Origin of the sequence: Micromonospora radicis (assembly GCF_003583405.1) — a bacterium.
GTDB classification, from domain to species: domain Bacteria; phylum Actinomycetota; class Actinomycetes; order Mycobacteriales; family Micromonosporaceae; genus Micromonospora; species Micromonospora radicis.
The window spans coordinates 27,395-40,133 of sequence record NZ_QXEC01000031.1; the positions used below are offsets into that span (position 1 = coordinate 27,395).

Genomic DNA, 12,739 nt, shown 5'->3' on the forward strand with positions numbered 1-12,739 from the left:
CCGCGGGTCGGCGGTGCGCATGGTCGATCCCGGATCGGGTGGCCCACTGGACCTGCCAGGCCACTCGATCCGGGATCGGCTGTTTCGATGTGCTCTTCGTCCGGCCGCACCGATGGGTGCCGGCGGACTTGTCAGTCGCTGGCCTCGGCGGAGGCACCGGCGGCCGAACGACCACGGCGCCGACGGCGGCGCGGTCGCGGTGCTTCACCGATTCCAGCGCCGTCGGTACCGGCCTCGCCGGTGTTGGTGGCACCGGTTTCGGCGGCACCGGTTTCGGCGCCACCTGCCGCCGTGGTCGAGCCGGCAACCGTCTCACCGGCCCGGCGACGCCGACGACGGCGGGGAGTCCGGGCGGAGTCGCCGGCCGGGTCGGTTGCCTCGGCGGTGGCGGTCTCCGGCGTGGCGTCGTCGTCCTGCCGGCGACCGCCGTCGCCGCGTCCGCGGCCGTCCCGGCGTCCACCGTCACCGCGTTCCCGGCGCCGGCCGCCGCGTGCCTCACCACCACCGCGACGGGACCGGCCGCCACCCAGGTCCTCCTCGACCTCGGCGGACAGTCCGGCACGGGTCCGCTCGGCGGTCGGCAGCGTGCCCGTCACCTCGGTGGAGATGTGCAGGTCGGTGTAGAGGTGCGGGGAGGTGTGGTACGTCTCCGCCGGCTCGGGCATGTCCAGCCCGAGCGTCTTGTCGATGATCCGCCAGCGGGGCATGTCGTCCCAGTCGACGAAGGTCACCGCGACGCCGGTGGCCCCGGCCCGGCCGGTGCGGCCGATCCGGTGGGTGTAGGTGTCCTGGTCTTCCGGGCAGTCGTAGTTGATCACGTGGGTGACGCCGCTGACGTCGATCCCGCGGGCCGCCACGTCGGTGGCGACCAGAGTGTCGATCTTCCCGGCCCGGAACGCCCGCAACGCCCGCTCGCGGGCGCCCTGGCCGAGGTCGCCGTGCACGGCGGCGACCGCGAAGCCGCGGAAGTCGAGATCCTCGGCGACCCGGTCGGCGGCCCGCTTGGTACGGGTGAAGATCATGGTCAGCCCGCGGCTCTCCGCCTGGAGGATCCGGGCGACGATCTCGATCTTGTTCATCGAGTGGGTGCGGTAGACCAGCTGCTCGGTCTGCGGCGACGGACCGGTCTCGGCGGTGTGGCCCGCGTGGATCGTGATCGGGTGGCGCAGGAAGCGCCGGGACAGCGTCACGATCGGGTCCGGCATGGTCGCCGAGAACAGCATGGTCTGCCGGTCCTCCGGCAGCATCGCCAGGATCCGCTCGACGTCGTCGAGGAAGCCCAGGTCGAGCATGCGGTCGGCCTCGTCCAGCACCAGCGCGCGTACCCCGTGCAGACGCAGGTGCTTCTGCTTGGCGAGGTCGAGCAGGCGGCCTGGGGTGCCGACGAGGATCTCCACGCCCTTGCGTAGCGCGTCGACCTGCGGCTCGTACGCCACACCGCCGTAGATCGGCAGTACCCGTACGCCCCGGGTGCGGCCCGCGGCGGCGATGTCCTTGGCGACCTGGATGCCCAGCTCGCGGGTGGGTACCACGACCAGCGCCTGAGGCAGTCCGTCGCCGCCCTCCTCGGGGGCGAAGACCCGCTCCAGCAGCGGCACGCCGAAGCCCAGCGTCTTGCCGGTACCCGTCGGGGCCTGCCCGATCAGGTCGGCGCCGCGCAGCGCGATCGGGAGCGCGTACTCCTGGATGGCGAACGCGCGGGTGATGCCGGCCGTGGCCAGCGCGTCGACGGTCTCGGCGCGGGCGCCGAGCTCGGCGAAGGTCGGTGCCTCCGGTCGAACCGGGGCGGTCGGGGCCAGTTCCTGGCCGTCGGTGAGGTCTTGAATCGGCTCACTCATGTGGATTTGGGGGTGCCCTCTCGTGGGTGCGCCCCGTCATGTCCTCAGGGCGCGTTCGGTATGGCGCGGGCCACACGGTCGGCGGCAGAAAGCCGAGCGGACCGGGCCGCACGCGCGCCGTGGGTCGGACTTCGACCGGGATCGGACTGCGACTCCGGCCGGGATCGGCACCTACGGCAACTCTTCCATGGTACCTGAACGGGCCAAACGCCGTCTCGATTCCGAGCGGGCAAGCGTCACCGGGCGGGTTCTGATGTGACGCGCATCACGCAGAGGTGGAGTGGGCTGCGGCGCACCGAGGGTGCGTCGACCCCGGCGGAGCCGCGCGACGGGCGGAGAAGTCCTCGACGCCGGTCGGCAGAGCGCTCTCGTGGCCGGGTGGGATCGTTGCGGCGGCGGGCCGCCGCGCACGAGGCGCGGGTGGCCGCCGCCGGCCGCAACGTCTGGTTCGTCAGCGGACGGTGAAACCCACCGCCCGGGGCGCCGCCTCCGCGATCTCCACGTAGGCGACCTTGCCGACCGGCACGATGATCCGCCGGCCCTTCTCGTCGGTCAGGGACAGCGTGCCCTCGCCCCTGGCGACGGCGTCGGTCACGATCCGCTCGATCTCGGCCGGCGACTGCGCGCTCTCCAGGACCAGCTCGCGTGGCGCGTACTGCACGCCGATCTTGACCTCCACAGTGCCTCCTCCGTCGGGCGAAATGGTCGCCGTGCGAAGGCTATCCGATCACAAGGCGGTAGTTCAGGCTGACTCACCTTGCAGCGGAAAGCTGGCGATTCCCCGCCAGGAGAGCGCGGCCACCAGTGCCTCCGCCTCGGCCTTGGGCACCTGGCGACCCCCGGCCAGCCAGAACTGGGCGGCCGTCTCGGCGGCACCCACCAGACCGGAGGCGAGCAGCTCGGCGTGGGCCCGGCTCACTCCGGTGTCCGAGATGATGGTGTCGGTGATCGCCGCGATGCAGCCCTGCTCGACGCGTTCCACCCGCTGCCGTACCGCCGGCTCGTTGCGCAGGTCCGACTCGAAGACCAGGCGGAAGGCCTCGCTCTCGTGGTCGACGAAGTCGAAGTACGCCCGGACCGAGGCGCTGACCCGGTCCTTGTTGTCCATGGTGCTGGCCATCGCCTCGTGCACCTTCGCGACGATCGCGTCACAGTGCGTGTCGAGCAGCGCGAGGTACAGCTCCATCTTGCCCGGGAAGTGCTGGTACAGCACCGGCTTGGAGACCCCGGCGCGCTCGGCGATGTCGTCCATGGCAGCGGCGTGGTAGCCCTGCGCGACGAACACCTCCTGAGCTGCGGCTAGCAGCTGCTTGCGGCGCGCCGAACGGGGCAGGCGCGTGGGCCGGCCGGCGGTCTGGGCGCCGTTCCCCACAGCGGTCATGGGAACCTCCGAGTTGTCGTACGAGCCGGCATTTCGCCCGAACCGGTCGAGGCCGCGAGGGCCCCTTGCGGAATTGGCCCGCCGCTGTAACTTATCGCCACTGTCGCCACACGGTAGCCTCAGCGAGGGCGACCAAGGAGCGCGCGGTGAGTGAAACAGGGCAACCCGGTGCCGCCACCCCGGGAGAGCACGGCGACGGTACGGGTCAGCAGGATGACCTGGGCCGTTCCGGCAACGGGTGGGCCCCACCGGTGGCCAACTGGTCCTGGGGGGTGGACGCCGCCCAGGACGCCGGGGAGACCTGGCACCCGGGCCAGTCGCCCGCCGGATGGGCCGACGCGTCGCCGCGCTACGCCGACCTGCCCGCCCCGGCCGGTGCCGCCGTGTCGCCCGAGCGCGCGGAGCGGGTCAACGGCCACCAGGTCAACGGCCACCAGGTCAACGGCGTGCACCACGCGGGCGAGTCACCGGCCGGGCGGCATGCCCCGGTGAGCGCCCCACCCGGGCTGCGTGAGTCGGATCACGAGGCCGGCAACGACCGCCTCGTGGTGCCGGCGCCACGCCCCGCGCCCGGCGGCGAGCGACCCGTGTCACCGGCCCCGGGCTCGCCGACCTCCGCGCCGCCTGCCATGCAGGTGCCGCCGGTCGGCACCGCCGCCTCCGGTTTCGAGATGCCACCCGGCCTACATGCGCCGGGCACCGAACGACCGGTGGACGAGCCGACCGGCCCGTCGCGCGGCTGGGACGAGCCGACCGGCCCGTCGCACGGCTGGGACGAGCCGCCGGGCCCGTCGCACGGCTGGGACGAGGCGTACCCGTCCGCCGACCTGCGGCCCGGGGCGGCCGCGACCGATCGGTCGGCCGCCGAGCACCCGCCCGCCGACCAGCGGCCGGCGGAGCCCTCGGCGGCCGAGCACGAGCGGCCGAGCTGGGCCCGGTCCGGCCCACCCAGCGACTGGGCCCCGGCCTGGGCGCGTGGCGAGGGGGAACCGGCCGGTCGCCGGTCGCGTGAGGCGCCGGCACAGACCTGGGCCCACGAGCCGAGCCGACCGTACGAGCCGGTACGCGCCGAGTCGACCCGCCCCTACGAGGCGGTACCCGTGGACCGTCCCCGCCCGTACGAGCCGTCCCGACCCGAGAGCGGCCCGGCGCCGGCCGACCCGCGCGAACCGGCCGCGGCGGCCGGGCCCCCGTGGGCGGCCACGCCCACCAGTGCACCACCCTCGACCGACCGGCCCGCCTGGGCAACCGGCCAGGCCAGCGCCCCGCCGGCGGCGGACCGGCCGTCGTGGGATGCGCCCGTCGCCGCACCGGCCTCGACCGACCGGCCCGCGTGGGCGACCGCTCCGGCCGGCGCCCCGCCGGAGCGCCCCTCGTGGGGCAGCCCGCCGGCCGACGCCCCGCCCGCCGAACGTCCCTCCTGGGCGGCCAGGTCCGCCGACGAGCAGCCGGCGTCGGGTGCCCGGCCGGTCAGTGGCGCACCGGGTGGTGAGCGTCCCTCGTGGGCCCGCCCGGTCAGTGCGGCGCCGGCCGACGAGGGGCTGCCCTGGGGTACCCGGGCGACCAGCCAGCCACCGGCGGACGAGCGCCTGCCGTGGGCGTTGCGCCCGGCCAGTTCGCCACCCGCCGGAACCTCGCCGACCAGTGCCCCGCCGGCCGTTCCTGAGGCCAACCCGGCACCGACCGTGGTCGATCCGGTGGCAGGTGCGGCCGCCGGTGGGCCCGGCCGCCGGGAACGCACCCCGTCCGCGCCCGTACCGACGAGCGCAGTCCCCTACGCGGCACGTCGATCAGCGTCCGAACCGGTGCCACCGGCGGAACCGGCCAACGGTCGGTCACCGGACAGCACGTCGGCGGTGTTGCCGCAGCGCGTCCCCGCCGAGCCGGACGTGCCCGTAGTGCCGGAGCCGCCTGCCGTGGAGCCACCCGCCGAAACTCCGGAACTCGCCCGGATTGCCACCCACCTGCGCCGGGACGACGAGCCGGCCCCGCTGCGTGAGCGACCCGAGGGCTTCGACGTCAACGCGATCCTCGACGCGGTCCGTGGCGTCGAGGGGGTACGCGACGCCGCGCTGCGCCGTACCCCGGCCGGCGCCCACAGCCTGCGCCTCGACCTCTCCGACGGTGCCGACCCGGCCGAGGTGAGCCGGCAGGTCGCCCGGTTGCTCCAGGAGCGGATGGGGCTGGCCGCCGCACCCCGCGGCATGCCGGGCACGGCGGCCGCGCCGGTGCGTCGCCGCTCCAGCGAGAACCGCGGCGGCGACGTGTCCGCCGGTGAGCCCCGGCGTCCCACCAACCGGCCGGCGGGTGCGCGGGCCGAGACCGTGACGGCCCGCGCCGAGCCGGTGCCGGAGAACCTGCGCCGACGGCGCCCCGCGCCCGCCCCGAACCGAGGCCGCGCCGTGGTGGAGGAGGTCGGTCCACCGGGCAGCCCGGTGACGCTCGGCGCCTCGTACTCCGGTGGACAGTTGACCACCACGGAGTCGGCGCCGTCCCGGCCACTGGACACCGGCGGCGCGCCCGGCCCCCGGGTGGTCCTCGACCACGTGCAGGTGAGTACCTTCGGCCTCGACGCCACCGTCGAGGTCCGGCTGATCGCCGGGGAACAGAGCGCGGCCGGCTATGCGACCGGCCCCGCCGTCGACGGGTACGTCATGCGCCTCTGCGCGGTGGCCGCCGCCGCCGCGATCGACGAGCTGTTGCGGGGCGCCGGCACCACCGCCGACCGGGGACGGTGCTTCGTGGAGCACGCCGCCGTGGTGCCGTTCGGCAACTGTGAGGTGGCCACCGTCGTGGTGCTGCTGGTCTGCGACGGCTGGGTCGAGCAGCTCGCCGGCTCCGCCCTGGTGGCCGGCGACCCCCGGCAGGCCGTGGTACGCGCCACCCTGGCCGCGGTGAATCGTCGGTTGGAGGCACTGCTGGCCTGAGCCGGCCGGGGCAGACTGGAGTGGTGAAGCCCGCCACCCTCGCACCCGACCGGCTGCTGCCCGCCCACTCGGTACCCCCGCCGTGGCCCGGCCGCCAGGTCCGCCTGGACGGCACGGTCACCTACGTCCGGGAGACGCCGGCCACCGCACCGGACGCCGAACCGGCGCTGTACGTGCACGGGCTCGGCGGCTCGGCGCAGAACTGGACCGACCTGGCCGGCCTGCTCGCCGACCGGCTCGACGGCCACGCGATCGACCTGCCGGGCTTCGGTCGTAGCGAGCCCGGCCCGCGCTACACGGTGCCGTTCTTCGCGGAGCGGGTGATCCGCTGGATCGAGCACTCCGGCCGGGGCCCGGTGCACCTCTTCGGCAACTCGCTGGGCGGGGCGATCTCGGTGCGGGTGGCCGCGCTGCGGCCGGAGCTGGTCCGGACGTTGACCCTGGTGTCGCCGGCCCTGCCGTTCCTGGACTTCCGCCGGTCGTTGCAGGGCCGGATGCTGCCGCTGTTGGCGATCCCCCGGGCCGAACGCCTGGCCGCCTGGCGGCTGGCCCAACTGGCGCCGGAGGTGATGGCCCAGCAGGTGATGGAGGCCTGCGTGGCCGATCTGAGCCGGATCTGTGATCAACGCCGGCAGGAGGCGCTGGAGGAGATCCGGGTGCGCTACGAGGCGGAGCACTACGCGGCGGCGTACGTCCGGACGTTCCGGGGACTGGTCGGCAGCTTCCTCCGGTCGTACCTGCCGGGCTCGGGGTCGTTGTGGCGGATGGCCGGTTCGATCCCGGCCCCCACCCTGGTCGTCGGCGGGCGGCGGGACCGGCTGGTCGACGTACGGGTGGCACCGCAGACCGCCCGGGTGATCCCGGACAGCCGACTGCTCATGCTCGACGGCGTGGGGCACGTGGCGCAACTGGAGGTGCCGCGCCTGGTCGCGCGGGCCGTGCTCGGGCTGCTCACCGAGACGGGGGAGGTGCGGCAGCAGGCTGACCTGGCAGGATGACCAGGATGCGCAGCCCCCGTAGCCACCGCCGGCAGCCTGGTCGACACGCCCGTCCGCCGGCTTCGGGGGACGGCCCGGGGGGCGGGCCAACCCGGCGTCGGCCGGAGCTGGTGGCCCGGGTGGCCGTGTTGGTGGCGGCGGTCGGCGCCGCGGTGGCGTTGGTCGCCGGCGGCGCGGGCTGGCTGCCCGACCGGGCCGACGCCGACGAGACGAACCCGGGCTCCTCGGCAGCTCCGTTGCTGGCGGCGGTTCCGCCACCCGTGGTGACCCCGTCGCCGACTCCGCCCACGGCCACGCCGTCGCCGCCAGCGCCGGTGTGGCAACTGGCCGGCCCGGTGCCGTCGGACGGGCGTGGTCGCTTCGACTACGACGAGCGGACCGGGCCGGTGCTCGGCGGGGCCGGCGGGGTGCAGCGCTATCGGGTCGCGGTGGAGTCCGGTTCGGAGGTGACCACGGACGAGTTCGCCGCGGCCGTGCAGGAGGCGTTGACCGGTCCGGGTAGCTGGGTGGACAGCGGGCGCTTGCGGTTGCGACAGGTCGACACCACGTCCCGGTACGACTTCACCGTCTACCTCGCCACGGCGACGACGGCGGGTCGGATGTGCGCGGCCGGCGGGGTCGACATCCGGGTCGGCGGGCGACCGTACACCTCCTGCCGGGCCCCCGGAAAGGTGATCATCAACCTGGAACGGTGGTGGCGTTCGGTGCCGCACTTCGTCGAGGCGAGGGTGCCGCTGTCGGTCTACCGCACCTACGTGATCAACCACGAGGTCGGCCACCAGCTGGGTAACCGGCACGAACGCTGCCCGGGCGCGGGGAAGCCGGCTCCGGTGATGATGCAGCAGACGCTCTTCCTCAAGGGCTGCGTGGCGAACCCCTGGCCGTATCTCGACGGCCGGCGTTACGCGGGACCGCCACTCTGATCCGGTAAACGGGAATCCGTGTGACGGAATGCGCCACGCGTCGATAAAGCGCAGATATGCCCGATTGGCATGCGACGATGGTGTCATGCCCTCTTCACCCCTTTATGGGCACCCTTCGGCGGGGGATCGGCCGACGGTGCCCGTGCCCGTGCCCGTGCCCGCGGCCGTGCCCGTGCCCGCGGCCGCGCCCGTGTCCGCGCTCCGGTACCGGCGGCGCCGGTTGGTCACGACCCTCGGCCTCACGGTGGCGCTCGCGGTCACCGCCACGGTGCTGCTCGGCCGGGGCGGTGACGACCGACGGCCCGCCCGGGATGCCGGCGGCCAGAGCCGGCTCGCGTACGGGGCGGTGGAGCAGCCCAGCGCGTACCCGAGCGTCGGTGCCGGCAGCTTCCAGCTCGCCGACGGGGACTCACCGGTGCACGGATCCGACGGCCCGCTGGCACGTTACCGGGTGGCCGTCGAGCAGGGCACCGGGCAGGATCCGGCCGGCTTCGCGGCGGATGTCGACGCGGTGCTCGGTGACCCGCGCAGCTGGATCGGCTCGGGCGAACTGCGGGTGCAGCGGGTCGCCGCCGACGCCGACTTCACCGTCTACCTGGCCAGCCCGCGTACCTCCGAGGCGATGTGCGCCGAGGGGGGCCTGGACACCGAGGCGTACACCTCGTGTCGCCTGCCCGGACAGGTGATCATCAACCTGGCGCGCTGGCTGGAGGCGGTGCCGGACTACGGCGCGCCGATCGAGGTCTACCGGGCGTACGTGATCAACCACGAGGTCGGGCACGAGTTCGGCGAGTGGCACGAGGCCTGCCCCGGCCCCGGCCACCCCGCGCCGGTGATGCAGCAGCAGACGTACGGCCTGACCGGCTGCGTGGCGAACGCCTGGCCGTACCTCGACGGCCACCGGTACGCCGGCGACGTCGTCCCCTGACCCGGCGCCCCGGCCGGTATTCCCGCTCCCGCATGCCGGGCGACGTGTCGCTGCTCATGGTCGATGGGTGGGTGACCGAGCGACAATGGGCCGGTTGTCCGCCACATCGATCCCGGGGAGTTCATCGTGTCGTTGCCCCCGCTCGTCGAGCCTGCCGCCGAGCTGACCGTTGACGAGATCCGCCGCTACTCACGCCACCTGATCATTCCGGATGTCGGGGTGACCGGGCAGAAGCGGCTGAAGAACGCCCGGGTGCTCTGTGTCGGCGCCGGTGGACTCGGTTCGCCCGCCCTGATGTACCTGGCCGCCGCCGGAGTCGGCACCCTCGGCATCATCGACTTCGACACCGTCGACGAGTCCAACCTGCAGCGGCAGATCATCCACGGCGTCTCCGACGTCGGCCGGTCCAAGGCCGAGTCGGCGGCGGCCAGCATCCGTGAGATCAACCCGCTGGTCAACGTCGAGATCCACAACACCGCGCTGGATCGGGAGAACGTCCGCGAGATCTTCGCGCAGTACGACCTGATCGTCGACGGCACGGACAACTTCGCCACCCGGTACATGGTCAACGACGCGGCGGTGCTGCTCGGCAAGCCGTACGTCTGGGGGTCGATCTACCGGTTCGACGGCCAGGCGTCGGTGTTCTGGGCCGAGCACGGCCCCTGCTACCGCTGCCTCTACCCGGAGCCCCCGCCGCCCGGCATGGTTCCCTCCTGCGCCGAGGGCGGTGTGCTCGGCGTGCTCTGCGCCTCGATCGGCTCGATCCAGGTCAACGAGGCGATCAAGCTGCTCGCCGGCATCGGTGAGCCGCTGGTCGGCCGACTGATGGTCTACGACGCCCTGGAGATGAGCTACCGCAAGATCAAGGTCCGCAAGGATCCGAACTGCGTGCTCTGCGGCGAGAACGCCACCCTCACCGACCTGCTGGAGGACTACGAGGACTTCTGCGGCGCGGTGTCGGTGGAGGCACAGGAGGCGACGCTCGACGCGACCATCACCGCGGCCGAGCTGAAGGAGTGGCAGGACGCCGGCAAGGACATCTTCCTCGTCGACGTGCGGGAGCCGGCCGAGTACGAGATCGTCCGCATCCCCGGCGCCACGCTGATCCCCAAGGGCGAGATCCTCTCCGGAGAGGCGCTCGCCAAGCTGCCGCAGGACAAGCAGGTCGTGCTGCACTGCAAGTCCGGCGTCCGCTCCGCCGAGGCGCTGGCCGCGCTGAAGGCGGCCGGATTCCGCGACGCCGTACACGTGCAGGGTGGGGTGCTCTCCTGGATCAAGCAGATCGACCCCTCACTGCCCGCGTACTGACGTGAGGAAGGGCCCCTCTCGACGCCTCCGGGTAGCGGAGGGGCCCACTCGACATCGGTCACTTCGCCCTGCTCGAACCTGCCGTCGGGCCGGTGTCGGCTGCCCGATTCTCCGAGGCGGGATCATGTTTGCGCCGGTAGCCTGACCGCCGTGGTCGACATCGACGCCGCGATCGGGTTCGTGGTGGCACACGGGGACGCGGTGGAGCGTGCCCGGCTCTCCTGGTTGCGTACCGGCGCGTCGCCGTCCGCCGAGACGCTGGACAGCGCCGAGGTCGGCCAGACCCTGGGCGGCGGCTGGCCGGCCTCCTGGGGCGACGAGGTCGCCTCGGTCGACGCGACCTGCTTCCGCCTCGCCGAACTCGACGACCTCGGCGCGCTGAGCCGCCCGGCCGCCCGGCGGGCGTTGGACTGGCTGGCCGCCGGCCAGCGGCAGGACGGCTGCTGGGAGGAGGACGCGGCGCTCGCCGACGTCGCGCCCGAGTGGGCCCGCCCCGGCGATCCCGAGGCACGGCTGTACCTGACCGCCAGTGCCGCCTTCTGGCTCACCGTGGCGGGCCTGGACGCCCGCGCCGCCGGGCCACTCGACCACCGGGTCGGCGGAGCGTACGCCGGGGTGGTGCACGCCGCGGGCCAGGCGCTCGCCGCCCACCTCAACCCCGACGGGAGCTGGCCGTCGTACCTCGCCACCGGCTGGCTGAGCGCCGCGGTGCTGCACCGGCAACAGCTCTTCTACGAGTCGGCCCGGATCAAGGCGGTGCTCGCCGAGCGGATCCCGCAGGCGTCACCGACCGACGCCGCGTGGCTCGCCGCGACGCTACGCCGCGTCGGCGTCGACGAGCAGGAGTGGACCCTGGTGGCGGCCCGCCGCCGGCTGGCCGAGACCCAACGCAGCGACGGCGGGTGGACCAGCGACGACGGCCACCAGTTCGACGTACACACCACCCTCGCCGCAATCCGCGCCTTCCGCTGACCCCACCCCCCGTCCCTCCGCGCCCGTCCCTCCGCGTTGATCATGAAGTTATTGCACGGGGAAGCGCTTGCCGCTGGCAATAACTTCATGATCAACACGGAGGGACGCGGAGGGGCTCGGAGGAGGGAGGGAGGGAGGGTTAGGGGCGGAGGTGGCCGGTGCCGGTTACTACGTACTTGGTGCTGGTCAGTTCGGGCAGGCCCATGGGGCCACGGGCGTGCAGCTTCTGGGTGGAGATGCCGATCTCGGCGCCGAAGCCGAACTCGCCGCCGTCGGTGAACCGGGTGGAGGCGTTCACCATCACCGCGGCCGAGTCGACCCGGGCCACGAACTCCCGGGCGGCGGACTGCGAGTCGGTGACGATGGCCTCGGTGTGGCCGGTGCCGTACCGCCGGATGTGTTCGACCGCCGCGTCGAGGGAGTCGACCACAGCGACCGAGATGTCCGCCGACAGGTACTCGGTGGCGAAGTCCTCGTCGGTGGCCGGGACCACCGCGTCGGAGAGGCGTGCCACCTCGGCGGAGCCGTGCACGGTCACGCCGGCCTCGGCGAAGGCGGCCAGCATCGCCGGCAGGAAGTCCTCGGCGACGGCGGCGTGTACCAGCAGCGACTCGGCGGTGTTGCAGGTGGACAGCCGCTGGGTCTTCGCGTTCAGGGCGATCGACACGGCCATCGACAGGTCGGCGGCGGCGTCCACGTAGACGTGGCAGTTGCCCACCCCGGTCTCGATCACCGGCACGGTGGACTCCTCGACCACGGTCCGGATCAGCGACGCGCCGCCGCGCGGGATCAGCACGTCGACCAGGCCCCGGGCCCGCATCAGTTCCTTGACCGAGTCGCGGCTGCTGGCATCGAGCAGCTGCACCGCGTCGGCCGGCAGGCCGGCACCGGTGATCGCGTCCCGCAGCACGGCGACCAGCGCGGCGTTGGAGTGCGCGGCCGACGAGGAGCCGCGCAGCAGCGCCGCGTTGCCGGACTTCAGGCAGATGCCGGCGGCGTCCACGGTGACGTTCGGCCGCCCCTCGTAGACGATGCCGACCACGCCGAACGGTACCCGGATCTGGCGTAGCTCCAGCCCGTTGGGCAGGGTCGAGCCGCGGACCACCTCACCCACCGGGTCGGGCAGCGCGGCCATCTGGCGCAGCGCGTCGGCGATGCCGGCCACCCGGTCCTCGTCGAGGGCGAGCCGGTCGAGCACGGCCGCGCTCAGTCCGGCTTCGCGCCCGGCCGCCAGGTCCGCCGCGTTGCCGGCCAGGATCTCCGGCGTACGCGCCACCAGCGCGTCGGCCATCGCGTGCAGCGCGGCGTCCTTGGTGGTACGCGTCGTCACGGCGAGGGTCTCCGCCGCCGTCCGTGCCCGGCGCGCCTGCTCGGTCACGCTCATCCCATGCTCCTTCGGGTAAGGAAGGGCTCCCTGTTGACGCCTCGGGTGGCGGAGGGGCCCCATGTTGTCACGTCGTCCCG

General features: G+C 73.7%; 9 protein-coding genes and 1 pseudogene. 6 read left to right on the top strand and 4 right to left on the bottom strand.

Going from position 1 to position 12,739, the window contains the following annotated elements:
- Positions 1-131: 131 nt before the first annotated feature.
- From D2L64_RS23730 to D2L64_RS23740, 3 genes are all read right to left on the bottom strand, one after another.
- Positions 132-1,838 (bottom strand): DEAD/DEAH box helicase, encoded by a 1,707-nt coding sequence (locus tag D2L64_RS23730; protein ID WP_119579421.1) that lies wholly within the window; start codon positions 1,836-1,838, stop codon positions 132-134.
- Between the two features lie 451 nt (positions 1,839-2,289).
- Positions 2,290-2,517 carry a DUF3107 domain-containing protein gene (locus D2L64_RS23735; protein WP_119579422.1) on the bottom strand — a complete coding sequence of 76 codons (228 nt, stop codon included), beginning with the start codon at positions 2,515-2,517 and terminating at the stop codon, positions 2,290-2,292.
- Between the two features lie 63 nt (positions 2,518-2,580).
- Positions 2,581-3,219, bottom strand: coding sequence for a TetR/AcrR family transcriptional regulator (locus D2L64_RS23740; protein ID WP_119579423.1), 639 nt, complete (start codon positions 3,217-3,219; stop codon positions 2,581-2,583).
- 1,283 nt (positions 3,220-4,502) lie between these two features.
- On the opposite strand from D2L64_RS23740, the pseudogene D2L64_RS28575 reads away from it, so the two are divergent.
- The 6 genes and pseudogenes from D2L64_RS28575 to D2L64_RS23770 form a co-directional block, all read left to right on the top strand.
- Positions 4,503-6,146, top strand: a pseudogene (locus D2L64_RS28575) (hypothetical protein); the annotation flags it as partial.
- 23 nt (positions 6,147-6,169) lie between these two features.
- Positions 6,170-7,144, top strand: a complete 975-nt coding sequence (locus D2L64_RS23750) for an alpha/beta fold hydrolase (RefSeq protein ID WP_119579449.1) — start codon at positions 6,170-6,172, stop codon at positions 7,142-7,144.
- A 119-nt stretch (positions 7,145-7,263) separates the two neighbouring features.
- Positions 7,264-8,067: a DUF3152 domain-containing protein gene (locus D2L64_RS23755; RefSeq protein ID WP_233559115.1), complete on the top strand. Its 804-nt coding sequence runs from the start codon at positions 7,264-7,266 to the stop codon at positions 8,065-8,067.
- Positions 8,068-8,311: 244 nt separating this feature from the next.
- A complete protein-coding gene (locus D2L64_RS23760; RefSeq protein ID WP_233559116.1) occupies positions 8,312-8,995 on the top strand; it encodes a DUF3152 domain-containing protein in 684 nt (227 codons plus the stop codon).
- Between the two features lie 126 nt (positions 8,996-9,121).
- Positions 9,122-10,303 (top strand): adenylyltransferase/sulfurtransferase MoeZ, encoded by a 1,182-nt coding sequence (moeZ, locus tag D2L64_RS23765; RefSeq protein WP_119579427.1) that lies wholly within the window; start codon positions 9,122-9,124, stop codon positions 10,301-10,303.
- 150 nt (positions 10,304-10,453) lie between these two features.
- Positions 10,454-11,275, top strand: a complete 822-nt coding sequence (locus D2L64_RS23770; protein ID WP_199714733.1) for a prenyltransferase/squalene oxidase repeat-containing protein — start codon at positions 10,454-10,456, stop codon at positions 11,273-11,275.
- Positions 11,276-11,414: 139 nt separating this feature from the next.
- Here the strand turns inward: D2L64_RS23770 and D2L64_RS23775 are convergent, their stop codons facing one another.
- Positions 11,415-12,722 carry a glutamate-5-semialdehyde dehydrogenase gene (locus D2L64_RS23775; protein WP_267898688.1) on the bottom strand — a complete coding sequence of 436 codons (1,308 nt, stop codon included), beginning with the start codon at positions 12,720-12,722 and terminating at the stop codon, positions 11,415-11,417.
- Positions 12,723-12,739: the final 17 nt, after the last annotated feature.

Excerpts from the sequence above, each read along its gene's own strand:
- D2L64_RS23730 (WP_119579421.1), bottom strand. The coding sequence starts at position 1,838 with ATGAGTGAGCCGATTCAAGACCTCACCGACGGCCAGGAACTGGCCCCG.
- D2L64_RS23775 (WP_267898688.1), bottom strand. The coding sequence starts at position 12,722 with ATGGGGCCCCTCCGCCACCCGAGGCGTCAACAGGGAGCCCTTCCTTAC.
- D2L64_RS23740 (WP_119579423.1), bottom strand. The coding sequence starts at position 3,219 with ATGACCGCTGTGGGGAACGGCGCCCAGACCGCCGGCCGGCCCACGCGC.